At 71.8% G+C, this 22536-nt stretch carries 22 protein-coding genes and 1 pseudogene; 8 read left to right on the top strand and 15 right to left on the bottom strand.

Annotated elements, in window-relative coordinates:
- Positions 1-45: 45 nt before the first annotated feature.
- On the bottom strand, positions 46-2388 hold the full coding sequence (locus AB0F03_RS10570) for a transglycosylase domain-containing protein (protein ID WP_361988649.1): 2343 nt from the start codon (positions 2386-2388) through the stop codon (positions 46-48).
- A gap of 271 nt (positions 2389-2659) precedes the next feature.
- On the opposite strand from AB0F03_RS10570, the gene AB0F03_RS10575 reads away from it, so the two are divergent.
- From AB0F03_RS10575 to AB0F03_RS10595, 5 genes are all read left to right on the top strand, one after another.
- A complete protein-coding gene (locus tag AB0F03_RS10575) occupies positions 2660-3553 on the top strand; it encodes an SPFH domain-containing protein (RefSeq protein ID WP_361989118.1) in 894 nt (297 codons plus the stop codon).
- Positions 3499-3825, top strand: coding sequence for a hypothetical protein (locus AB0F03_RS10580; RefSeq protein ID WP_361988652.1), 327 nt, complete (start codon positions 3499-3501; stop codon positions 3823-3825). The genes AB0F03_RS10575 and AB0F03_RS10580 overlap by 55 nt, the downstream gene beginning before the upstream one ends.
- A gap of 94 nt (positions 3826-3919) precedes the next feature.
- Complete coding sequence (locus AB0F03_RS10585) at positions 3920-4444, top strand: PadR family transcriptional regulator (RefSeq protein WP_361988655.1); 525 nt, start codon at positions 3920-3922, stop codon at positions 4442-4444.
- Entirely contained in the window at positions 4441-5130 is a 690-nt protein-coding gene (locus AB0F03_RS10590) for an ABC transporter ATP-binding protein (RefSeq protein ID WP_361988657.1), read from the top strand. The genes AB0F03_RS10585 and AB0F03_RS10590 overlap by 4 nt, the downstream gene beginning before the upstream one ends.
- On the top strand, positions 5127-7460 hold the full coding sequence (locus AB0F03_RS10595) for an FtsX-like permease family protein (RefSeq protein WP_361988660.1): 2334 nt from the start codon (positions 5127-5129) through the stop codon (positions 7458-7460). Before AB0F03_RS10590 ends, AB0F03_RS10595 begins: the two co-directional genes overlap by 4 nt.
- Positions 7461-7527: 67 nt before the next feature.
- Here AB0F03_RS10595 and AB0F03_RS10600 read toward each other — a convergent pair whose 3' ends face one another.
- On the bottom strand, positions 7528-8484 hold the full coding sequence (locus AB0F03_RS10600; RefSeq protein ID WP_356818319.1) for a LysR substrate-binding domain-containing protein: 957 nt from the start codon (positions 8482-8484) through the stop codon (positions 7528-7530).
- Between the two features lie 133 nt (positions 8485-8617).
- Between AB0F03_RS10600 and AB0F03_RS10605 the strand changes: the two genes are divergently transcribed.
- Both AB0F03_RS10605 and AB0F03_RS10610 read left to right on the top strand, forming a co-directional pair.
- The gene (locus tag AB0F03_RS10605; RefSeq protein WP_121787155.1) at positions 8618-9172 is read left to right on the top strand and encodes a peroxiredoxin; all 555 of its coding nucleotides are present in this window, start codon (positions 8618-8620) and stop codon (positions 9170-9172) included.
- Positions 9173-9175: 3 nt separating this feature from the next.
- Positions 9176-9709, top strand: coding sequence for an alkyl hydroperoxide reductase (locus AB0F03_RS10610; protein ID WP_356818321.1), 534 nt, complete (start codon positions 9176-9178; stop codon positions 9707-9709).
- 24 nt (positions 9710-9733) lie between these two features.
- Here AB0F03_RS10610 and AB0F03_RS10615 read toward each other — a convergent pair whose 3' ends face one another.
- From AB0F03_RS10615 to AB0F03_RS10645, 7 genes are all read right to left on the bottom strand, one after another.
- Complete coding sequence (locus tag AB0F03_RS10615; protein WP_361988665.1) at positions 9734-11137, bottom strand: AI-2E family transporter; 1404 nt, start codon at positions 11135-11137, stop codon at positions 9734-9736.
- A gap of 138 nt (positions 11138-11275) precedes the next feature.
- On the bottom strand, positions 11276-11986 hold the full coding sequence (locus tag AB0F03_RS10620; protein ID WP_361988668.1) for a transglycosylase SLT domain-containing protein: 711 nt from the start codon (positions 11984-11986) through the stop codon (positions 11276-11278).
- A gap of 397 nt (positions 11987-12383) precedes the next feature.
- Entirely contained in the window at positions 12384-13706 is a 1323-nt protein-coding gene (locus tag AB0F03_RS10625; RefSeq protein WP_361988671.1) for a PhoH family protein, read from the bottom strand.
- 401 nt (positions 13707-14107) lie between these two features.
- Positions 14108-14881 carry an isoprenyl transferase gene (locus AB0F03_RS10630; RefSeq protein ID WP_361988674.1) on the bottom strand — a complete coding sequence of 258 codons (774 nt, stop codon included), beginning with the start codon at positions 14879-14881 and terminating at the stop codon, positions 14108-14110.
- A 563-nt stretch (positions 14882-15444) separates the two neighbouring features.
- Entirely contained in the window at positions 15445-16233 is a 789-nt protein-coding gene (locus tag AB0F03_RS10635; RefSeq protein ID WP_361988677.1) for a methyltransferase domain-containing protein, read from the bottom strand.
- Positions 16234-16311: 78 nt separating this feature from the next.
- Complete coding sequence (locus AB0F03_RS10640; protein WP_361988680.1) at positions 16312-16791, bottom strand: GNAT family protein; 480 nt, start codon at positions 16789-16791, stop codon at positions 16312-16314.
- Positions 16792-16831: 40 nt separating this feature from the next.
- On the bottom strand, positions 16832-17704 hold the full coding sequence (locus AB0F03_RS10645) for an LLM class flavin-dependent oxidoreductase (RefSeq protein ID WP_361988683.1): 873 nt from the start codon (positions 17702-17704) through the stop codon (positions 16832-16834).
- 89 nt (positions 17705-17793) lie between these two features.
- On the opposite strand from AB0F03_RS10645, the pseudogene AB0F03_RS10650 reads away from it, so the two are divergent.
- Positions 17794-18222, top strand: a pseudogene (locus AB0F03_RS10650) (DUF192 domain-containing protein); the annotation flags it as partial.
- A gap of 46 nt (positions 18223-18268) precedes the next feature.
- Here the strand turns inward: AB0F03_RS10650 and AB0F03_RS10655 are convergent.
- The 6 genes from AB0F03_RS10655 to AB0F03_RS10680 all read right to left on the bottom strand — a co-directional run bounded on the left by AB0F03_RS10655 (position 18269) and on the right by AB0F03_RS10680 (position 22429).
- On the bottom strand, positions 18269-18889 hold the full coding sequence (locus tag AB0F03_RS10655; RefSeq protein WP_361988686.1) for an OmpA family protein: 621 nt from the start codon (positions 18887-18889) through the stop codon (positions 18269-18271).
- Positions 18890-18896: 7 nt separating this feature from the next.
- Positions 18897-19478, bottom strand: a complete 582-nt coding sequence (locus tag AB0F03_RS10660) for a hypothetical protein (RefSeq protein ID WP_361988689.1) — start codon at positions 19476-19478, stop codon at positions 18897-18899.
- A gap of 20 nt (positions 19479-19498) precedes the next feature.
- Complete coding sequence (locus AB0F03_RS10665) at positions 19499-20107, bottom strand: pilus assembly protein TadG-related protein (protein WP_361989121.1); 609 nt, start codon at positions 20105-20107, stop codon at positions 19499-19501.
- Positions 20104-20301: a hypothetical protein gene (locus AB0F03_RS10670; RefSeq protein WP_361988692.1), complete on the bottom strand. Its 198-nt coding sequence runs from the start codon at positions 20299-20301 to the stop codon at positions 20104-20106. Before AB0F03_RS10670 ends, AB0F03_RS10665 begins: the two co-directional genes overlap by 4 nt.
- 125 nt (positions 20302-20426) lie before the next feature.
- Positions 20427-21191 carry a response regulator transcription factor gene (locus AB0F03_RS10675; protein ID WP_361988695.1) on the bottom strand — a complete coding sequence of 255 codons (765 nt, stop codon included), beginning with the start codon at positions 21189-21191 and terminating at the stop codon, positions 20427-20429.
- Positions 21192-21202: 11 nt separating this feature from the next.
- A complete protein-coding gene (locus AB0F03_RS10680) occupies positions 21203-22429 on the bottom strand; it encodes a histidine kinase (RefSeq protein WP_361989123.1) in 1227 nt (408 codons plus the stop codon).
- Positions 22430-22536 lie beyond the last annotated feature (107 nt).

Raw genomic sequence — 22536 nt, forward strand, 5'->3', positions numbered from 1 at the left:
CCCGGAGAGTTCCGGGCGCCCTTCGCCGTCGCGTGTCCCGCGCCGCTATCCGCCGAGACCGGCGTCGGGGGCGGGGTCGAGCGGGTCCTGTGTGGTGGGGGTGGTCGGTGGCCGGCTCGTCGGCGTCCGGCTCGGGGTCTCGGACGGCGTCTGCGACGGGGTCGTGGACGGCGTCTGCGACGGGCTGTGCGACGGCGTCGAGGATGTCGGGGGCGCGCTGCTCGGCGTCTGCGACGGCGTCCGGGTCGGGGTGGTGGGCGTCCATGTCGGCGTCGTCGGGGTCGGCTCGACGGCCGCGCCCTGGGTGGTCTCCAGGTCGAACGTGGCCCTGTCCGTCACGCCGAAGGTGTAGGCGGCCCAGATCTGCGCCGGGTAGCCGCCGCCGTTGATCCGGCCAGGCGCCGGGAGCAGGCCGGTCGCGCCCGTCATCGACACATGGGCCCGGGTCTTCGGGTCCTCGCCGAACAAGCCGACCGAGGTGACCAGGTCCGGGGTGTAGCCGGTGAACCAGGCCGACTTGTTCTCGTCGGAGGTGCCGGTCTTGCCCGCCACCTCCTGGCCGTCGCGCAGCGGGTTGTCCGCCACGGACCGCTTGGCCGTGCCGTCGTCCACCACGCCGGTGAGCACCGAGGTGACCGTGTCGGCGGCCGTACGGCTGATCACCGGGCCGCCGAGCGGGTCCGGTATCCGGACCGGACGGCCCCTGTTCTCGGCCGCCTTGATGATCGTCGGCGTCACCTTGTGGCCGTGGTTGGCGAAGGTGGCGTAGATGCCGGCCATCTCCACCGGGCTGGCGCCCATCGAGCCCAGGGTCTGTGCGGGCACCGCCTGCATGCCCTTGGTGTCCATGCCGAGCCTGCCGGCCGTGCTCATGACCTTCTCCATGCCCACGTCCACACCCATCTGCGCGAAGACGGAGTTGACGGACTTGTTCATGGCCTGCTGGACGGTGATCTTGCCGTAACTGACGTCGTCCTCGTTGGGCGGGGCGAAGCCGACGCGGGAGCCGTGGTCCACGACCGGGCGGCGGCTGGTGCCGTCGTAGAGGGTGTCGGCGTTGATCCGCGTGCCGTCCTGCGTGGTGGCGGCGCCGTCCAGGGCCGCGGCGAGGATGACCGGCTTGAACGTCGAGGCGGGCTGGTAGTCCCGGCGGGTGGCGTTGTCGAAGTAGTGGTCGTAGTAGTTCCTGCCGCCGTACAGCGCGACGATCCTGCCCGTCCCGGGGTCGACGGAGACCGCGCCGGCCTGGATGGCGCCGTCGACCTTGCGCTTCTTCTTGTCGAGCTTGCCGGTGAGCTGGGTCTTGACGGCCCTCTCCAGCGCGGCCTGCCTCTTGCGGTCGACGTTGAGGGTGATGGTCCAGCCCTTGTGGACGACCGCGTTCTCCGCCTGGGACGGGGTGAGTCCCTGCTGCGTCATGAGCTGCTGCTCCAGCTGCTGGTTGGCCAGCTCGACGAGGTAGCCCTTCTGTCCGCCGAGGCCGGGGGCGCCCTTGGGTTCCTTCGGCACGGGGAAGTGCAGGGCGGCGCGCTTGGCCTTGGGCAGCCAGCCCTCCTCGACCATGTTGTCCAGGACGTAGTTCCAGCGCGCGGTGACCAGCCGCTTGCCGGTGGGTGTGGCGACCGCCCAGTCGTACTGGCTCGGGGCCTGGAGCAGCGCGGCGAGGTAGGCGCCCTGCTCGACGGTGAGGTCCTGGGCGTCCACGCGGTAGTAGGCCTGGGCGGCGGCCTGGATGCCGTAGGCGTTGCGGCCGTAGTAGCTGGTGTTGATGTAGCCGGCGAGGATGTCGTCCTTGGACTTCTCGCGGTCCACCTTCAGCGCGATGACCAGTTCCTTCAGCTTGCGCGTGGCGGTCTGGTCCTGGTTGAGGTAGTAGTTCTTGACGTACTGCTGGGTGATCGTGGAACCACCCTGCCTGCCCTTGCCCGAGAGCGTGTTGACCAGGGCGCGGGCGGTGCCTCGGAAGTCGACGCCGGAGTCGTGGTAGAAGCTCTTGTTCTCGGCGGCGACGAAGGTGAGCTGGACCTTGCGGGGCACCTTGGCGAGGCTGACGATCTCGCGGTTGACGTGTCCGTCGCGGGCGAGGACCGTGCCGTCACTGAACTTGTAGACGTTGCTCTGCTGCTGGGCGGCGGCGTTGCCGGCCGGGATGTCCACGTACAGGTAGAGCCCGATGAAGCCCGCGATCACCAGCAGGCACATGCCGAAGAAGGTCCCGAGGATCTTCTTCCAGGTGAATATCCGGCGTATGAGGCCCCGGGCGGGCTTGCCGCCGGGGGCGGGCCCGATGCGGGTCGAGTCGGTGGGCGTGGGGCCGGGCGTGGGGCGGCGCCGGGGCGCCGCGCGGTGGCCGCCCTGTCGCGCTCGTCTCTCTTCCGCTCGTCCCATGGGTCCCTACGCTCGCTTCCGTCTCGGGGTCAGCTCCGAAAGCTAACACCCCTCTATATGACAAAGGGCGTCTGATCCGTTCTTTTACGGACGTGACAATCAGCACCCACTCCCAAGGAACCGACGACAAATGGGTGGTGCAGGGTTGCCTGGCGACTTAAAGTGCTATCACTTAGATAGAGGTCTGGGCGCACACCGTGCCCGGCCGCACCAGAACCGGGGGTCCCCTGTGTCCATATCCGAGCCGGCCGCCACCGCCGACATCCCCGAGATGCCCGCCCCGAAGGTGCGGGAGTTCGCCGCCCACAGCATCGGCGGCGGGCTCGCCCTGCTGTTCGGGCTGCTCGGCCTCGGCGCCGCGGTCGCCCTGTTCGCCGCCTCCGGAGCGACCTCCTCCCCCGGCACCCGCGGCGGCCTGATCACCGCCGGCGTCCTCGTCCTGCTGGCGGCCCTCGTCGCGATGCGCGGCCTGAACACGGTGGCGCCGGGCCAGGCCCGGGTCGTCCAGCTCTTCGGGCGCTACCGGGGCACGATCCGGCAGGACGGCCTGCGCTGGGTGAACCCCTTCACCTCCCGCACCCGCATCTCCACCCGGGTGCGCAATCACGAGACGGCGGTCCTGAAGGTCAACGACGCCTACGGCAACCCGATCGAGCTGGCCGCGGTCGTGGTCTGGAAGGTCCAGGACACCGCGCAGGCCACCTTCGAGGTGGACGACTTCGCCGAGTTCGTCGCCACGCAGACCGAGACGGCCGTGCGGCACATCGCGATCGAGTACCCCTACGACGCCCACGAGGAGGACGGCCTGTCGCTGCGCGGCAACGCCGAGGAGATCACCGAGAAGCTGGCCGTCGAGCTCCAGGCGCGGGTGGAGGCGGCCGGGGTGAGGGTCATCGAGTCGCGCTTCACGCATCTCGCGTACGCCCCCGAGATCGCCTCGGCGATGCTCCAGCGGCAGCAGGCGGGAGCGGTCGTCGCGGCCCGGCGGCAGATCGTCGACGGCGCGGTGGGCATGGTCGAGGCGGCGCTGGCCCGGATCGCGGAGGCGGACATCGTGGAGCTGGACGACGAGCGGAAGGCGGCGATGGTGTCGAACCTGATGGTGGTGCTGTGCGGCGACCGCGCCCCGCAGCCCGTCCTCAACACCGGAACGCTCTACCAGTGACGGACCGGACGGCCCCGGACCCCCCGGACTCCCCGGACTCCCCCGAGACGCCGGAGACCCCGAAGCGCCGGCCGCGACAGCGCAAGCAGGTGCTGCTGCGGCTGGACCCGTCGGTGTACGAGGCGCTGGCCCGGTGGGCCGGGGACGAGCTGCGGTCGGCCAACGCGCAGATCGAGTTCCTGCTGCGCCAGGCGCTGGCCGACGCGGGGCGGCTGCCCAAGGACACCGGGCCGCTGCCCCGCCGGGGCCGGCCGCCTGTGTCAGAACCGTGACAATCGCCCCCCACCTGCGGCCCCGTACCGCCTGCCACGAGCTGTCCACGCGGTGTATACATCCCGCGTATACACCGTGTGTACAGTGCTCCACATGTCCATCGGTCACACCCTCCTAGGACTCCTGGAGTCCGGCCCGCGCCATGGTTACGACCTCAAGCGGGCCTTCGACGAGAAGTTCGGTCACGACCGGCCGCTGCACTACGGCCAGGTCTACTCCACGATGTCGCGGCTGCTGAAGCACGGCCTCGTGGAAGTCGACGGGATCGAGGCGGGCGGCGGGCCCGAGCGCAAGCGGTACGCCGTCACCGACGCCGGCGTCACCGACGTGGAGCACTGGCTCGCCACCCCGGAGAAGCCGGAGGAATACCTCCAGTCGACCCTCTACACCAAGGTCGTCCTCGCCCTCCTCACCCACCGGGACGCCTCCACCGTCCTCGACACCCAGCGCGCCGAGCACCTGCGCAGCATGCGGATCCTGACCGACCGCAAGCGCCGGGGCGACCTCGCCGACCAGCTGATCTGCGACCACGCCCTGTTCCACCTGGAGGCCGACCTGCGCTGGCTGGAGCTGACCGCGGCACGCCTGGACAAGCTCCGTGAGGAGGTGGCCCGATGACCCCGCCGCCCGGCTCCCTGCTCGCCGCCGAGAACCTGCGCAAGTCCTACGGCCCCACGGTCGCGCTCGACGGCGCCGAATTCTCCATCCACCCCGGCGAGGTCGTCGCCGTGATGGGCCCGTCCGGGTCCGGCAAGTCGACGCTGCTGCACTGCCTCGCCGGCATCGTGCCGCCCGACTCCGGCTCCATCACCTACGACGGCCGTGAACTGGCCGGCCTGAGCGACGCCCGGCGCAGCGCGCTGCGCCGCAGCGAGTTCGGCTTCGTCTTCCAGTTCGGCCAGCTCGTGCCCGAACTGACCTGCGTGGAGAACGTGGCGCTGCCGCTGCGCCTGAACGGCACCCCCCGCAAGGCCGCCGAGCGGGCCGCGCTGACCTGGATGGAACGCCTGGAGGTCGACGACCTCGGGGGCAAGCGGCCCGGCGAGGTCTCCGGCGGCCAGGGCCAGCGGGTCGCGGTCGCGCGGGCGCTGGTCACCCAGCCGCGGGTGCTGTTCGCCGACGAGCCGACCGGCGCGCTGGACTCCCTGAACGGCGAGCGCGTCATGGAACTGCTGACCGACGCCGCCCGCTCCACCAACGCGGCCGTCGTGCTGGTCACGCACGAGGCCCGGGTGGCCGCCTACTCCGACCGGGAGATCGTCGTACGCGACGGGAAGTCACGCGACATGGAGCGCGCCGTATGAACGTGCGGCAGTGGGCCCGGGACCTCGGCATGGGTATCCGGTTCGCCTGCACCGGCGGGCGCGAGGGATGGGTCCGGATGCTCCTGACGGCGGTCGGCGTCGGCCTGGGCGTGGCCCTGCTGCTGCTGACGACCGCGCTGCCGAACGTGCTGACCGTGCGCCACCAGCGCGAGCAGGCCCGCCAGGACCTCACCTACAACGCGGCCGTACCGCCCAGGAGCGAGCACACCGTCCTGGTCGCCACCACCGACACCAAGTGGCGAACGAAGGACATCCGGGGCCGGCTGCTGGAGGCCGAGGGCCCCCGGGCGCCGCTGCCGCCGGGGGTGGACCACTTCCCGGCGAAGGGTGAGATGGCCGCCTCCCCCGCGCTGAAGGAGCTGCTCGCCTCGGACGGGGCGAAGCTGCTGCGGGAGCGGATCCCGTACCGGATCACCGGCACGATCACCGAGCCCGGCCTGATCGGGTCGCACGAACTGGCCTACTACGCCGGCGCGAAGGGCCTGGCGGTGAAGCCGAACAGTTCGCAGGTGCAGCGGCTGACCGCGTTCGGGGACCCGCACCCGACGACCGAGCGGGCCGACCCGGTGCTCATCCTGCTGATGCTGGTCGTGTTCGTGGTGCTGCTGATGCCGGTCGCCGTGTTCATCGCCGCGGCCGTACGGTTCGGCGGCGAACGGCGCGACCGCCGGCTGGCCGCGCTGCGGCTGGTGGGCTCCGACAGCCGGATGACCCGCCGGATCGCGGCCGGCGAGGCGCTGGCCGGAGCACTGCTCGGACTGGTCGTCGGTACGGTGTTCTTCCTGATCGGACGTCAGGTGGCGGGCTCCGTCGAGGTGCTGGGCGAGAGCTTCTTCCCGAGCTACCTGAACCCCTCGCCCGCGCTGGTCGCGCTGGTGGCGGTCGCGGTCCCGGCGTCCGCGGTGCTGGTGACGCTGCTGGCGATGCGCGGGGTGGTCGTCGAACCGCTCGGCGTGGTGCGGGCGGCCAGGCCGGCCCGGCGGCGCCTGTGGTGGCGGCTGCTGCTGCCGCTGGCGGGCCTGGCGATGCTGTACCCGATGATCGGGAACGGCCGCTCCCACGGCGACTTCAACCAGTACCTGGTCGTCGGCGGGGTGATGCTGCTCCTCGTCGGCGTGACCGCGCTGCTGCCCTGGCTGGTGGAGGCGGTCGTGGCCCGGCTCGGCCCGGGCTCGGTGTCCTGGCAGCTGGCCGTCCGGCGGCTCCAGGTGAGCAGCGGCTCGGCGGCCCGGATGGTCAACGGCATCGCCGTGGCGGTGGCCGGGGCGATCGCCCTCCAGATGCTGTTCGCGGGCGTGGACGGCCAGTACACGAAGGAGACCGGCCGCGACCCCGGGCGGGTGCAGATGGAGGTCGACCTCTCCGGCCGGACGCCGGTGCGGGTCGCCGGGCGGGAGTTGGCGCGGACCAAGGGCGTCAGGGCGGCGGTGGCGATCTCCACCGGCGGGCTCGGCGACCGGCGCCGCGACCCCCAGGACACCACGGTTGTCACCGTCGGCGACTGCGCGGCGCTGCGCGAGCTGGCCCATCTGCCGTCCTGCCGGGACGGCGACCTGTTCAGCGTGCACGGCGGCAACGGCGACGAAGGCCTGCGCGCCCTGCGCCGGTCGGGCGGGCGCGGCTTCCTCGACCCCACCTACTCGGACGCCGATCCCGGACGCGAGATCCCCTGGAGGGTGCCGGCCGGACTGCCGCAGGTCACCGTCCGCAAGGACGCTCTGAACACCGGCGTCGGGGGCCTGCTGGCCACCCCCTCCGCCCTGCCCGCCGCGGCCACCCCGACGCTGTACAGCCAGGTATACATCCGTACCGACCCGTCGGTGCCGGACGCGGAGGAGTACGCGCGCAACACGGCCGCGCGGGTGGACCCCCTGGCCAACGCGTGGCAGTGGTCCTCGACCCAGCAGTCCCGGAAGTACACCTCGCTGCGCACCGGCCTGTTCATCGGCGCGGCCGGGGTGCTGGCGCTGATCGGGGCCAGCCTGCTGGTCTCCCAGCTGGAGCAGTTGCGCGAGCGGCGCAAGCTGCTGTCGTCGCTGGTCGCCTTCGGCACCCGGCGCCGCACGCTGGGCCTGTCGGTGCTGTGGCAGACGGCGGTGCCCATCACGCTGGGCCTGCTGCTGGCCGCGGGGGTGGGCCTGGGTCTCGGCGCGGTGCTGCTGAGGATGACGGACACCCCGGTGTCGGTCGACTGGGCGAGCGTGCTGTCGATGACCGGTGTCGGCGCGGCCGTGGTCCTCACGGTCACTCTGCTGAGCCTGCCGCCGCTGGCACGGCTGATGCGGCCGGAGGGGCTGCGGACGGAGTAGGCGCACCGGACCGCGTCAGGGCTCCTTCCCGGGGGATCGTTCCCCCGGGAAGGAGCCCTTCCGTGTCTCAGGCGTCGTCGTCCACGACTCGCACCGGCAGGGCGCGCAGCGCCTCGCGCAGGGCCGCGGCCAGCTCCTCGTACTCGGCGGCGCGGGCCGCGCCGGCCCGCATCGCGAAGGCGACGCGGCGGCTGGGGGCGGGTTCGGCGAAGTAGCCGGTCAGCAGCTGGCTGCTGCGGGTGGTCTCCAGTTTCTGCGCGGTGCGCGGCAGCAGGGTGCAGCCCAGGCCGCCCGCCACCAGCTGGACCAGCGTGGACAGTCCGGCGGCCGTGGTGGTGACCGGCGCGTCCGCGCGGCCGGCCTCCCGGCAGATGTCCAGGGCCTGGTCGCGCAGGCAGTGGCCCTCGTCCAGGAGCAGCAGGTTCAGCTCCCTCAGTGCCTCGCGCGGGATGCCTTCCCGGCCGCCGAGCGCGTGGTCGAGCGGGGTGACGAGCACGAAGTCCTCGTCGAAAAGGGGCAGTTCGACGACCCCGGGGACACCGAGGGGCACGGCCAGCAGCAGCAGGTCGAGCCGGCCGGAATGCAGGCCGTCGACCAGGCTGGCGGTCTGCTCCTCGTGCACCTGGAGGTCGAGGTGCGGGTAGCGTTCGTGGACGAGCCGCAGCACGGCCGGCAGCAGGTACGGCGCGACCGTGGGGATCACCCCGAGCCGCAGCACGCCCGTGAAGGGCGCCCGGACCGCCTCGGCCTCCTCCAGCAGCGCCCCGACCGCGTCCAGCACCGCTCTGGCCCGTACGGCCAGCCGCTCCCCCGCGGGCGAGAGCAGCACCTTGCGGGTCGTACGCTCGAGGAGGGTCACACCGAGGGTCTCCTCCAGCGCCGAGACCGCGCCGGACAGGGCGGGCTGGCTCATCCCGATGGCCGCCGCGGCGTCCCGGAAGTGCAGGTGCTCCGCCACGGCGGCGAAGGCCCGCAGCTGCGCCAGGCTGGGCTGCCGCCGCTTGGTTCCGTTACTGATGGTCACTGATAGCCGCCTCCGATCAACACGACCGAGTGTAGCTATTTCCCTAATCAATGCACCCTGTGCCAACATCAATCACGTCCAACCCATGGGAAACGACCCCAAAAGGGAAGTTCCTTCGCTGCAAGGAGAGCGTGTGCTCACTGTCGGTGACAAGTTCCCCGAGTTCGAACTGACCTCCTGCGTCTCGCTGGAGAAGGGTCAGGAGTTCGAGCAGATCCACCACAAGTCCTACGAGGGCAAGTGGCTGGTCGTCTTCGCGTGGCCCAAGGACTTCACGTTCGTGTGCCCCACCGAGATCGCCGCGTTCGGGAAGCTGAACGACGAGTTCGCCGACCGCGACACCCAGATCCTCGGCTTCTCCGGTGACTCCGAGTTCGTCCACCACGCGTGGCGCAAGGACCACCCGGACCTGACCGACCTGCCGTTCCCGATGATGGCCGACTCCAAGCACGAGCTGATGCGCGCGCTGGGCATCGAGGGCGAGGACGGCTTCGCGCAGCGTGCCGTCTTCATCGTCGACCCGAACCACGAGATCCAGTTCACGATGGTCACCGCCGGCTCCGTGGGGCGTAACCCCAAGGAGGTCCTGCGGGTCCTGGACGCCCTCCAGACCGACGAGCTGTGCCCGTGCAACTGGAGCAAGGGCGAGGAGACCCTTGACCCGGTCGCGCTGCTGGCTGGTGAGTGACCCATGTCGCTCGACTCCCTGAAGTCCCGGGTACCGGACTACGCCAAGGACCTGAAGCTCAACCTGGGCTCGGTCATCGGCAACTCCGAGCTGCCCGCGCAGCAGCTGTGGGGCACGGTGCTGGCCACCGCCATCGCCTCCCGCTCCCCGATCGTGCTGCGTGAGCTGGAGCCCGAGGCGAAGGCCAACCTGTCGCCCGAGGCGTACACGGCCGCCAAGGCCGCCGCCGCGGTGATGGCGATGAACAACGTCTTCTACCGCACCCGGCACCTGCTGTCCGACCACGAGTACGGCACCCTGCGCGCGGGCCTGCGGATGAACGTCATCGGCAACCCGGGCGTGGAGAAGGTCGACTTCGAGCTGTGGTCCTTCGCGGTCTCCGCGATCAACGGCTGTGGCATGTGCCTGGACTCTCACGAGCAGGTGCTGCGCAAGGCCGGCGTGGAGCGCGAGACCGTCCAGGAGGCGTTCAAGATCGCCTCCGTGGTGCAGGCCGTCGGCGTCACCCTCGACGCGGAAGCGGTGCTGTCCGAGTAGGACAGCCGCTCACCGGAACCCCGCTCACCCTCGGTGGGCGGGGTTCTGCGCGTCTTCGAGGGGGATGTCCTCGGGGGAGACCTCGGCCGTCCCGTCGCCGGACTCCCCGCCGGGCTCGGCGGACCCGGCGGGCTCGGCGGACCCGGCGGACTCGGCCGGCTGGTCCTCGGACGCCGGACCGTCCTGGACCTCCTGGGCGTAGGTCCGCAGGTATCCGACCACCGTGTTCGTCACCGCCACCAGCGGTACGGCCACCACGGCACCGCCGATGCCGGCCACCATGCCACCGGCCGCCACGGTCAGCACGACCGCCAGCGGATGGACACGGACCGCGCGGCCGAGGATGAACGGCTGGAGGACGTGTCCCTCGATCTGCTGGACCGCGAGGACCACGGCGAGAGTCATGACGGCGGCGAAGACACCCTGCGTCACCAGCGCCACGATCACCGCGAGCGCACCGGAGGCCACCGCGCCCACCAGCGGGATGAAGGAGAACAGGAAGATGAAGACGGCCAGCGGAACGGCCATCGGCACGTTGAGGAAGTAGATGCCGATGCCGATGAAGACGGCGTCGATGAGGGCGACCAGGACCGTGCCGCGGACGTAGGCGGTCAGGGTGCGCCAGGCGCGCGGACCGGCGCCGGCCACACCCGGACGGGCGGCGGAGGGCACCAGCTTCAGGAACCACTGCCAGATGCGCTCGCCGTCGTAGAGCAGGAACAGCGTCGAGAAGAACACCAGCAGTATGCCGGTGAGGGCCTCCACGATGACCTGGACGCCCTCTAGGCCCGCGGACGTGATCTGGTCGGCGTTGGCGCCGATCGCCTCACGGAGGTTCTTGGCGATCTGGTTGATCTGCTTGTCGGTGACGTGGAACGGGCTCTTCAGCAGCCAGTTGCGCAGGTCGTCGATGCCGCTCTGTATCTGGGTGGAGAGCGTGTCGATGTTCTCCATCACCTGCCAGGTCACGAACCAGCCCATCAGGCCGATCACGACGAAGCCGGCGACGGCGGTCATCGCGGTGGCCGGGCCGCGCGGCACCCCGCGGCGTCTGAGCCGGGCGACCGTGGGCTGGAGCAGCGCGGTGACCAGCAGGGCGATGACGAAGGCGAACACCACCAGCTGGATGGCGCTGATGACCCGCATCAGCACCCACAGGGTGCCGGCCAGCACCAGCAGCCGCCAGCCGGCCTCGGCGGCGACCCGCACCCCCCAGGGCACGGCCTGCGCCGGGTCGGGACGCGGGCCCGACGGAGCCACGGGCCGGCGCGGGGCCGGGACCGGCTCCTCGGCGGGCACCTCGGCCCGCCTGCGCCGGGCGGACCCGGTGCCGTCCTTCTCCACCTCCGCGCGGCGTTCGTCGAGGCGCTCGCTCATCTCGGTGAGGCCGGCTCCGAGCCGGCCCAGCCACCCTGGTACTCGCGACATGTCCGTCCTCTTCCCCCGCGCCCCGGGTGCTAGCCACCACTCCCCCCTGGAGTCGTTCCGGGTACGACCGTACAGGGCGAAAGCCCCTCCCCCGAGGACGGGGAGGGGCTGCGCTGGGAAGAACGTGTGCCGGCGGGCCTAGTACCAGTGGTTGGCCTGCCAGAACGACCAGGCCTGGCAGGGGCTGTGGTAGCGCTCGTTCATGTAGTTGAGGCCCCACTTGATCTGGGTGGCCGGGTTGGTGCGCCAGTCGGCACCGGCGGAGGCGTACTTGCCGGCGGGCAGGGCCTGGAAGAGACCGTAGGCGCCGGAGGAGGCGTTCACCGCCTGGTAGTTCCAGCTGGACTCGTGGTCCACGATGTTGCTGAAGCACTGGAACTGGTCGCCGGCCACCATCTGACGCGCCATCGCCTGGATCTGCGCCGCGCTGTAGCTGGTCTGGGTGGGGAAGGAGGAGGAGTCGCGGACGTCGTCGCGGCTGGCCGCCGCCGCCTTCGTCTCGGCGCGCTCCTTGGCCTGCTTCTCAGCGGCCTTGGCCGCCTGCTCGGCGGCCTCCTTCTTCGCGATCGCGGTCTCGGCGGCGGCCTTGCGGGCCGCTGCCTCCGCGTCCTTCTTGGCGCTCGTGTCCGCGGCGATGGCCTGTGCGTCGGCCTGCTGCGTGAGGGACGCGGTCTGCACCTGCGCCTGCTGAGACGCGGGGATGTCCGCGAGGAGCGTCGCGTCGGCTGCCGTCGCCTCGGCGTCGTTGGTCTGCGCGGTGCTGCCCGAGGCAACACCGACGACGCTTCCGACAGCGGTGACCGCGGTGGCCGAGGCCACTGCGAATCCCCGGACCGAAATCCGGCTCACACGGTTTCCTTCCAGCACCGTCCGCTTCGGTGACCCTGGCGGACGCGATCGTGCCCCTGACACTGGCCTCCCAACTGCGGGGTCACGGGAGGCGCGGGCCCGGTGGGCAACTCCCCGGAAGGGAGCGCCGCGTGGTGCTCGGGCGGCATACGGCGTCGTTATGGAGTTGGAGATGCTGCTGTTGTGCCATACCGCTGGGGGTACACGTGTGCCGTATGCGGGGCCTGACAGGACTGAGACTCTGCCGTAACCCCAGGGCGGGTGGCAATTCTGTGTTGCGTGTGAAAGCTCACATCCCGTTTGCGCCCAGTGATTTCAGGAAACCGCCACACACGAAGGCGCCGCCCGGCTAGGCTCCTATGCCTTTGCCGGACGGCGCCAAGTGTGCGTTACCGGATCAGATGTGACCGTCCTCCAGCATTTCGGTCACGAGTGCCGCGATCTGGGACCTCTCGCTGCGTGTGAGGGTGACGTGCGCGAAGAGGGGGTGCCCCTTCAGCTTCTCGACCACGGCGACCACGCCGTCGTAACGGCCGACGCGCAGGTTGTCCCGCTGCGCCACGTCGTGGGTCAGCACCACCCGCGAGTTGGCGCCGATCCGCGACAGGACGGTCAGCAGCACGTTCCGTTCGAGCGACTGCGCCTCGTCCACGATCACGAACGCGTCGTGCAGCGAGCGTCCGCGGATGTGGGTGAGCGGGAGGACCTCGAGCATCCCGCGCGCGGTGACCTCCTCGATGACCTCGCGGCTGGTGACCGCCGAGAGGGTGTCGAAGACGGCCTGCGCCCAGGGACTCATCTTCTCGGCCTCGGAACCCGGCAGATAGCCCAGCTCCTGACCGCCGACCGCGTACAGCGGACGGAAGACCATCACCTTCTGGTGCTGACGGCGCTCCAGGACCGCCTCCAGGCCCGCGCACAGCGCCAGCGCCGACTTGCCGGTGCCGGCCCGGCCGCCCATCGAGACGATGCCGACGTCCGGGTCGAGCAGCAGGTCGAGCGCGATGCGCTGCTCGGCGCTGCGGCCCTTGATGCCGAACGCCTCCCGGTCGCCGCGCACCAGGCGGATGCTGCCGTCGGCGGTGACCCGGCCGAGCGCCTTGCCGCGCTCGGACTGGATGGTCAGCCCGGTGTGCACGGGGAGGTCGGTCTCCGGGACGTACACGTGCCCTTCCTCGAAGAGGATGTCCACCTGCTCACCGGGGAGGGTGAGTTCGGACATCCCGGTCCAGCCGGAGTTCTCCGTGATGGCGAGCTCGGCCCGGTACTCCTCGGCGAGGAGGCCGACCGAGGATGCCTTGATCCTGAGCGGCAGGTCCTTCGACACGACGGTGACGTCGTACCCCTCGGCCTGGAGGTTGCGGGCGACCGCGAGGATGCGCGAGTCGTTGTCCCCCAGGCGGTAGCCGCTGGGCAGCACGCTGGGGTCCGAGTGGTTCAGCTCGACACGGACCGTCCCGCCGAGTTCCCCGATCGGGATGGGGGCGTCGAGGCGGCCGTGCTTCACCCGGTAGTCGTCCAGCAGGCGCAGCGCCTGGCGGGCGAAGTAGCCGAGTTCGGGATGGTGCCGCTTGGCCTCCAGTTCCGTGACCACCACGATGGGGAGCACGACCTCGTGCTCGTCGAAGCGGGTCAGAGCGTTCGGGTCGGCCAGCAGGACGCTGGTGTCGAGGACATAGGTGCGCCGGTCTGGCTTGTGGCGCTTTGTGCTGGTCACCACGGAAGGACGTACCCCCTCGGATGAGGTCGGGGAGCGACGGAGTGGGAGCAGTGCCGGGAGGGCGGGGAAGGCGGGGAGATACGGCCCGGCAGGGCGGAAGGATCCATGCCGGTCCACGGCCGCCCCGCGTGGGGCCGGCGACCGGCCCTCCGCCTCTTCGTCCGTGCCGTGATCGCACGATCGGGCTGGTGCAAGGGGCCTCCCGGGCGGACGGCCCCGAGCCGCCCGCTGAGATCCGACACCCGTGGTTCGGGTGTCGACCTGTCTGGACTATGCCCTCGAACGCGCGCCGCCATGCAAATGCGGCCAACAGCGCGACGGTGAACTCCTTCTTACGCGCGCCCCAACCGGAACACACGACAACGCCCCGTCACCGAGGGTGACGGGGCGGGGCCGGTGGGTCAGCCGCCGTAGCGGCGGTGACGTGCGGCGTAGTCGCGCAGGGCGCGCAGGAAGTCGACCTTGCGGAAGGCCGGCCAGAAGACCTCGCAGAAGTAGTACTCGGAGTGCGCGGTCTGCCAGAGCATGAATCCGGACAGCCGCTGCTCGCCGCTGGTGCGGATCACCAGGTCGGGATCGGGCTGGGCGCCGGTGTACAGGTGCCGGCCGATCATGTCGACGTCGACGGAGTCGGCGAGTTCCGCCAGCGGCACGCCCTTGTCCTGGGCGTCGAGCAGCATGGAGCGCACGGCGTCGGCGATCTCCTGCCGGCCGCCGTAGCCGATGGCCACGTTGACGACTATGCCGTCGATGTGGGCGGTGGCCTCCTGGGCCTCCTTCAGGGTGCGCTGCATGCCCGCGGGCAGCAGGTCCAGGGTGCCCACGTGGTGGACGCGCCAGCGGCCGTCGGCGGCGAGGGTGCGGACGACGTCCTCGATGATGCCGAGCAGGGGGACCAGCTCGTCCCGCGGCCGGTCGAAGTTGTCGGTGGACAGCAGCCACAGGGTGACGACCTCGACGTCGGTCTCGGAGCACCAGCCGAGGAACTCCTCGATCTTCTCGGCACCGGCCCGGTGCCCGTGGACGGTGCTGGAGCCGCTCGCCTTCGCCCAGCGACGGTTGCCGTCCATGATGACGCCGATGTGCTTGGGCACCTGAGCGTGGTCCAGGTGGCCTTCCACCCGGCGTGCGTAGAGCCTGACGAGCAGGCCGCGCAGCTTGTCGCGCAGGTTCACGTGACCCTCCGGGGGTTGGGCGCGGAGCAGGGGTGCCGGAGCCGTTGAGCCTACCTCTGCCGAAGGCCTGGTTCCGGCCCGGGGCTTGGGGGACGGGGTTCGTTCGTACGGTCTCGCCGCCGGGCGCGTCGGCCGGGCCGGCCGCTGCCGCGCGGCGCGGTGCCCGCCGGTGAGGACGCCGGACCCGCGCCGGGAGGTTCCGGTGCGGTGAGGTTCCGGCGTGGGGAAGAAAAAACGGGCCGGTCCGTGGGGGGGGAGACGGACCGGCCCGAGGGGGGGTTTCCACCATAACCCTTCGTAAGTGATGGTGGGTGCATCGACGCGGAACAACTACTCTCCGGAATCGCCCGGCAACGGGCCGGTGGCCGCGGAATGATGGATTCAGCGGTGTCGCGTGGCCGATTCGCAGCGGAATCCCAGGGAAATCCAGCCGAATGCACGTGCATTCGTAAGGATTGAGCCATTGTGGGGGTGTGTCGGGGCGTTGCCCGGGGATCCCCCCGCCGGGCGACGCCGTCAGCGAGCGGTGACTTGACGGTTCCGCTGCCGGCCCGCGCGTGTTCTCACCGGCGGACCGGCTTGCGCAGGTCGAGGAGGTGCCGGGTGCTGTGCGCGACGAACGGACCCCGCGTCCGGATGAGCGTGTGCAGCTCCCGCAGGCGGGGCTCGTACGCCTCGACGGTGAAACCGGGGACCATCCAGACCACCTTGCGCAGGAAGTGGACGACGGCGCCGATGTCATGGAACTCCATCCGCAGCCGCTCCGCCCGCAGCCCCACCACCTCCAGGCCCGCCGCCTCGGCCCCGGCCCGCTCCCGCTCCGGGTCGCGCGCGGCCCGCACCCGGGCCGGCTGTGGTCCGAGGAAGTACTCGACCAGTTCGAAGACGCTCGCTGGACCCACGTGCTGGGCGAAGTACGTGCCGCCGGGCCGCAGCACCCGGGTGATCTGCGCCCAGTCCGGGCGCACCGGGTGCCGGCTGAGCACCAGGTCGAACGCCTCGTCGGTGAAGGGCAGCGGCGCGTCGTCCGGCGCGGCGACCACCACGACACCGCGTGGCCGCAGCAGCGCCGTCGCCTTCGCCACGTTCGGCGGCCAGCCCTCCGTCGCCGCGACCAGGACCGGCCGGGCCGGTTCCGCCCGGCTCAGCGCGAAGTCCAGCACCTCCCCGCCGCCGGTCTGGATGTCCAGCGCGGCCTCGGCATCGGCCAGCCGCTCCCCCGCGGACCGGGCATACCCCCACGAGGGCCGCGCCTCACTGGCCCGCCCCTCGAACCAGGAGAAGTCCCACCCCTCGGTGGGCACGGCGGCCCCTTCGGCCACGAGGTCCTCGAACGAGCGGTGCACTGTCATGCCGCCATGATCCCAGCCCACGACCGGCGGAACCGGCCGCTCGCCGTCGCCGGCCGGGTGGGCGGGCCGGCGGGTTCCTCAGGTCGCCGTGGCGGGCTCCCCGAGGACCAGCAGCACGTACTCCCGCTCCTCGTGCCGGACCGTGCCGACCCGCTCGAAGCCGTGTCTCTCCAGCAGCCGGACGGAGGCGGTGTTGCCGGAGAACGGGTCGGCGTACAGCGGACGTACGGGCTCCAGCTCCAGGAAGAGGCGGAGCGCGTGGGTGCCGATGCCGCGGCCCCAGTAGGGCCGCCCGAGCCAGTACCCGACGAACCGGCGCCCGTCGGCGGTCCACGACACGACGCTCCCGGCCACCTCCCCGCCGACCGTGACCGTCCGCACCAGGCAGTCGGGGTCGGGGAGCACCCGCTCCCGCCAGTGCCGGAAGAAGTCGTCCCGCTGCCGGGGGACGAACGTCGAGCGCCGGACGGCCTCCGGGTCGTGCTCGTAGGCGAACAGGACCTCCAGGTCCTCGTCCAGGACGTCCCGCAGGGCCACCGTGTCGTGTACGTCGGTCATGCGGCGCAGTGTGACAGCCGCCACTGACAACGCCCCCGGGTCAGGGCACCAGGGGCCGGACCTGCTCGGCGGCGAACCGCACGAAGCCCTCCGGGTCGGGCTCGTCCGCCGTCGGCTGGAGGACGACGGTGTCCGCTCCGGCCTCCGCCAGCCGCCGCACGGCCGCGGCCACCGCGGCGGCGTCCCCCGCCACCCCCACGTCCGGCACCGACGCCACGCCCTCGGCGTCGAGTTCGGCACGCAGCCGGGCTTCGGCGCCCGCCCCCGTGGCGGCCAGGAGGTAGACGACGACCCGGTGGTGGCCGCCGCGCCCGGCCGCCCGCCGCCCTTCCTCGGCGAGCCGCCGGGCCCGCCGTACCCCGTCCACGGAGGTGGCGGCCGTGAGGAGGGTGCCGTCGGCCTTCTCCCCGGAGAGCCGGAGCGTGCGGGGACCGGTGCCGCCGGCGAGTACGTCGACCGGGCGCTCCGGAGGCCAGTCCAGGGCTACGTCGTCCAGCCGGACGTACCGGCCGCGCGCACTGACCCGTTCCCCGCGCAGCAGGGCACGCAGGGCGTCGAGATGCTCACCGAGCAGACCGAGCGGCGAGCCGGCCCGGGCCCCGACCTGTCCCATCCAGTCCTGCACCCCGTGACCCACGGTCAGGACGGCCCGGCCGGGGAACAGGCGCTCCAGGGTGGCGGCCTCCATGGCGGTGACGGCCACGTTCCTGAGCGGCACGGGCAACAGGCCGATCCCGATCCGCACCCGCTCGGTCCAGGCGAGCGCGGCGGCGGCCGTGGACACCCCGCCCTCCAGGAAACAGTCCTCCCACAGCCACAGCTCCTCCAGCCCCACCTCGTCCGCGAGGCGGGCGACGGCCCGCAGCCGCTCGGGCGGGAGCTGGGGACGGAACACGACACCGAGTGCAGTCATGAGGCTCTTCGTAGTGGGGAGGACAGGAAAAGACAACACGATTACGCGCGGGGGGACTTGCCGCTCCCCGCGGAGGGGGGGAACCCGGCATGAACACGGACGCGGGCAGGGGCGGGGACGCGCAGGGCACCGGGAGCTCGGCCGGGGGCGGGGCGCGGGGAGGGTGGCGGCGGGACGGGCGCGGGCGGCTGGTCCTGCGGTCGGGGACCGGGGAGGCGCTCGGCGCGCCCGTCCCCCTGGAGATCGCCGCCTCCTACCGGGCGCGGACGCGGGGACTCCTGGGCCGGGACTCGGTCGACGGGGCGCTGCTGCTGTCACCGGCGAGCGGGGTGCACACGTTCGGGATGCGGATGCCGATCGACGTCGCCTACCTGGACCGCCGTCTGACCGTCCTGGCCGTCCGCACGATGCCCCCGGGCCGCCTGGGCCTGCCCCGCCTGCGGGCACGGCACGTACTGGAGGCGGAGGCCGGGGCGATGGCGGGGTGGGGGCTGCGGGCCGGGGTGCGGGTGGACGTGGAGAGGGACAGGGGACCGGAGGAGGCGCGCCGAGGGACGGACGGGCTCACTGCTGGGTGCGCGGGAAGGACACCTCGACCCGGCGGTTCTTCTTCCGGCCGGCCTCGGTGGAGTTGTCGGCGATGGGGTACTGCTCGCCGTAGCCGCGGACGTCGAAGGTGACGGCCGGATCGTTCAGATCCTGGTCGAGGACGGCCTGTACGGCGTCGGCGCGCTTCCTGGAGAGGATGTCGCCGTGGGCGGAGGAGCCGAGGTCGTCGGTGAAGCCGAAGACGCGGACGCGGGTCGCGTGCTGTTTCCTGATCTCCTCGACGATGACGGAGACGCGGGCCTTCGCCTCACCGCCGAGTTCGGCGCTGTCCTTGCCGAACAGCACCTCGGCCTGGAGCGCGAAGGTCACGTCGGCGTTGGTGTCCTCCCGCCGTTCGTCCCCGCTCTGGTCCTCCACGACCGACTTGATGTCCAGCACCTTGGCCCCCGCCAGCGTGGCCCCCTCCGGAAGCTTCAGATCCGGATCGGTGGGGTCGACCTTCACGGCGGCGGCGGAGGGGGCGGCACCGGGAGGGGAACTGGGACCGGCGTCGTCGGCGACCGCCGTGGCGCCGTGCGCGTACACCGTGAGCAGAAGGACAGCGGCCGTCAGCGCGAGCCGGGGTGTGGGGGTCACGGCTGCCTCACCCGGAGATCTTGATGGTGGCGGAGGAGAAGGTCGGCAGCTGGAAGTCCACCTCGGTCGCGTTCGCGGGGGGCGCCGGGAACTGCATGAAGACCGCCAGGCTCTCGCCCGCCCTGAGTGTGGAGAAGCCCGTGGTCGTCAGGGGACGGCCCTCGGTGTCCCGCAGGACGTAGTACCGCTTCTTGCCCTGGGGATCGATGAGCGTGGCGCCGCCCAGAGATCTGCCGTTCCTGAGGATCTCGGTCTCGTTGCCGCTCAGGGCGGAGGGGACCACGACGCTGCCGGCGCCGTCGTTCTTCAGGGTGCCGTTGACGGTGACGAAGCCCCCCGAATCCCGCTGCGCGGAGGTGATGCGCAGGAGGAGACCGTCCGAGCCCTTCAGTTCGGCCAGCGGCTCGTCCGACTGCCCCTCCTGGGCGCTCGGACCGGAGCCGGTCGCCTCGGAGGCGGACGCCGAACTGTGCGGCTTCTCGTCGTCACCGCCGCTCCCCCCGCAGCCGGCCGCACCGACGGCCAGGCCGGCCGCGACCGACCACGCGACCACCCCCCTGCGGACCTTCGCAGTCAACCGCATGCTCATCGCTCCGCTTCCTTCGTCACTCATCGTTCGCTTGTCAGCCGGCCCAGATGGACGTCGAAGAGGTCTTCGGGCTTCGGCAGCCCCGACGGGTCGTGCGGGTCCGGATCCCAGGTGGTGCCGCCGTCGCAGCTGAGCCGGGGCAGCGCGTCGCCCTCGGCCCCCCCGGCGGGGAGGTCGACGATGCAGAGCGGGTCCACCACGGCGGTCGCGGACGCCGTGGACCTGACGTCCTCCGTGCCGGGTACGACGGAACGGCCGACGGACTTGTTGGTCTTCACGTCGACCTGGAAGGTCAGCGACTCCGGGGACCGGCAGGCACTCAGACGGGCGTCGTTCTGCGCGGCGAGCTGACCGGCCCGCCAGCACGGGTCGTCGATCGCGGCCCTGCCGTCGAAGATGTCCTGCCACTTCTTCGGGTCGGACAGCACCCGCACCCAGTCGTCGGTGAGCTGGGCCCGGGCGTTCTGGGCCGCCGCGAGCGCCGCCGCGTCGGCAGCCGTCTGGGCACCGCTGCGGTTCACCGCGCCCTGACCGACCGCGAGGTAGGCCAGAGCAAGAAAGAGCAGGCCCGCCACCACCGTGAGGTAGATGGGGAAGGCCTGCCCCGAGTCGTGTCGTGGGGGAGTCAGCCGCCGGTGACCTGGGCGATCTTCTGGGTGATCGCGTCGTAGATCGACTGACCGATGCTCGTACCGGTGATCGCCAGCACGATCGCGACCACCACGGCGATGATGCCGAGGTACTCCACCGCGGTCTGGCCCCGGTCGTCGCGGGCCGTACGGGACCGCAGGTACGCGACGGTGGTGTTGAACCATCTGCTCACGGTTTTCCCCTCCAGCTCGGCCTCGGACGGCGGCAGCGTACGGCGCCTCCCCCGGCCGGCCGGAGGGTCCCAGGGCCCAGGGGTGGGCCCAAATCTGCCGGGGGGTGTTCGGCGGGTGGGGCATGTCAGGACACCCCCAGCCATTTCGCCGTCGCCTGGGAGCGGGTGGTGCTGTGGAGCTTGGCGAAGATGTGGTTGATGTGGTTCTTGACCGTCTTCTCGCTGATGAAGCAGGCTGCGGCGATCTGCTGGTTGGTCATGCCGGACGCGATGAGGTCCATGATCTCCGCCTCCCTCGCACTCAGCCGGAACCGTCGTCGGAACGACTGTCCCACAGGGCGTTGCAACTGCGAAAGCGATTCGGCCGAGAAATCGTTTAATTTTGGGGAGGGTTGATCGGGGTCGTGTGCTGATGCACCTTCGCTGAGGGCAAGGAGGAGTGCGCGTGCCGCGCCCGGCGTGACGTGCGGCCGTCCCTCCCGTACGTCCCGTACCGCCGTCACCAGCTGCTCCGTCGTGAACTCGCCGTGCACCAGGTATCCCCCCGCTCCCAGCCGCAGCGCCTCTCGCACGGTCTCCGTCTCGTGGCTGTAGGTGAGCATCATGACGGGGGCCAGCCGTACCAGGTGGGGCAACGCCGAGATTCCGTCGACTCCGGGCATCCGGACGTCGAGGAGGATGACGTCCGGCCGGTGCCGCAGAGCCGCCTCGTACGCCTCACGGCCGTCCGTGGCCTCCGCCACCACCGTGGTGTCCGGACGGTCCGACAGCAGGGCCGTCAGTCCCGCCCGGACCACGGGGTTGTCGTCGGCGACCAGCAGCCGCAGCGGCGGTGGAGCCGGTGCCGGCGGCGGGAAGTCCGGCCGGGGTTCGCTGTGCGAGGCCCGCATGGTGCCTCCTCTCAGGCTTCCTGGGAAACGGGGTCGGCTGCCGGCAGGCGGAGGTCCAGGCGTACCTCCGTGCCGTGTTCGTGGCCGCCCGGCCCGATCCGGATGCGGGTGCCCGTCTGCGCGGCCCGTTCGACCATGCCGAGCAGCCCGAAGTGGCCGGAGTCCCGCAGGCGTTCCAGGGTGGTGCCGGGCGGGAGGCCGGTGCCGTCGTCGTGGATGGTGAGGCGGAGCAGGCCGCCGTGGACCGTGGCACGGATGTCCACCCGGGTCGCGGAGGCGTGGCGGTGGGCGTTCTCCAGCGCTTCCGTGGCGATGGAGAGGACGGGCCGGGCGACGGCGGCGGGCAGGGAGGGCAGGGCGGCGGCGTCCTCGGGCCAGTGGCATGTCACCGGCAGGCCGGTGCGCGTGGTGAAGGCCCGCGCATGGCCGGACAGGGCGTGCCACAGGGGGACGGGTGCCGTCGGGTCCGGCTGGTGCCGCCGTAGGTCCGTCAGCAGTTCCCGGGATTCCGCCGCCGCCCTGCGCGCCGAGCGGGACACCAGGGCCGCCTGCTCCCGGACGCGGACCGGGTCGGGCGCCTCCGCCGCGGCCGTGACCGCCAGGCCGTCCGCCGCGAGGGCCACGCCGTACAGGGTCTTGGCGACGGAGTCGTGCATCTCGCGGGCCAGCCGGGCGCGTTCCGCGTCCACCGCCTCCGTCGCCGCGAGGCGGGCCTGGACCGTCGTCAGGGCCTGGGTCGCGGCGCCGAAGCGGAGCATCAGGCCGCGCAGGGTGGAGCCCATCGCGCCGGTGATGACGCACAGGCCGGGCAGGAGGAGGGCCTCGGCGACGGGGGCGTGCCGGCCGGCCTTCAGCGTGGTGTGGACGAGGAGCAGGATCAGGGCTTCCAGGGAGGCGAAGCCGGCCGCGCCGCGCCAGCCGTAGACCAGGCCGGCCAGGAGCGGGGTGCAGACGCTGACGTAGGCAAGGGTGGTGTCCGGGCCCGCCGAGACGAGGAGGAAGGCGCCGCACAGGGTGTCGGCGGCGAGGAGGCTGGGGTGGCGCAGGAGGAGGGGGCCGAAGCGTTCCCAGTCGCGGAAGAGGACGTAGGACACCATGAAGGTGACGACGACGGCCGCGCCGACCAGGCGGGCGCCCAGGCCGGGGGCGGCGTTGAGGAGGGCGGCGGGGGCCGACACGACGGTCATCGCCAGACGGAAGCCGAAGACCTGCCGGCACAGCGCCTGTAGGGCACGGATCTGAAGCTTCTCGGACGGCTCGGCGGGTACGACCGCCTGCCCCGGCGAGGCCCCCTCGGCACCGCCGAACGCCTCACCACGCGGCGCCGCGTCGTCGGCCCCTTCGA

It is taken from the genome of Streptomyces sp. NPDC028722 (assembly GCF_040637655.1).
Taxonomy (GTDB): Bacteria; Actinomycetota; Actinomycetes; order Streptomycetales; family Streptomycetaceae; genus Streptomyces.

What these genes read in the sequence shown, in the direction of transcription:
- AB0F03_RS10675 (WP_361988695.1), bottom strand. Translation starts at nt 21,191, where the DNA reads ATGCGGGCCTCGCACAGCGAACCCCGGCCGGACTTCCCGCCGCCGGCA.
- AB0F03_RS10595 (WP_361988660.1), top strand. Translation starts at nt 5,127, where the DNA reads ATGAACGTGCGGCAGTGGGCCCGGGACCTCGGCATGGGTATCCGGTTC.
- AB0F03_RS10590 (WP_361988657.1), top strand. Translation starts at nt 4,441, where the DNA reads ATGACCCCGCCGCCCGGCTCCCTGCTCGCCGCCGAGAACCTGCGCAAG.
- AB0F03_RS10570 (WP_361988649.1), bottom strand. Translation starts at nt 2,388, where the DNA reads ATGGGACGAGCGGAAGAGAGACGAGCGCGACAGGGCGGCCACCGCGCG.
- AB0F03_RS10615 (WP_361988665.1), bottom strand. Translation starts at nt 11,137, where the DNA reads ATGTCGCGAGTACCAGGGTGGCTGGGCCGGCTCGGAGCCGGCCTCACC.
- AB0F03_RS10640 (WP_361988680.1), bottom strand. Translation starts at nt 16,791, where the DNA reads ATGACCGACGTACACGACACGGTGGCCCTGCGGGACGTCCTGGACGAG.
- AB0F03_RS10660 (WP_361988689.1), bottom strand. Translation starts at nt 19,478, where the DNA reads ATGAGCATGCGGTTGACTGCGAAGGTCCGCAGGGGGGTGGTCGCGTGG.
- AB0F03_RS10645 (WP_361988683.1), bottom strand. Translation starts at nt 17,704, where the DNA reads ATGACTGCACTCGGTGTCGTGTTCCGTCCCCAGCTCCCGCCCGAGCGG.
- AB0F03_RS10610 (WP_356818321.1), top strand. Translation starts at nt 9,176, where the DNA reads ATGTCGCTCGACTCCCTGAAGTCCCGGGTACCGGACTACGCCAAGGAC.
- AB0F03_RS10635 (WP_361988677.1), bottom strand. Translation starts at nt 16,233, where the DNA reads ATGACAGTGCACCGCTCGTTCGAGGACCTCGTGGCCGAAGGGGCCGCC.
- AB0F03_RS10585 (WP_361988655.1), top strand. Translation starts at nt 3,920, where the DNA reads ATGTCCATCGGTCACACCCTCCTAGGACTCCTGGAGTCCGGCCCGCGC.
- AB0F03_RS10575 (WP_361989118.1), top strand. Translation starts at nt 2,660, where the DNA reads ATGCCCGCCCCGAAGGTGCGGGAGTTCGCCGCCCACAGCATCGGCGGC.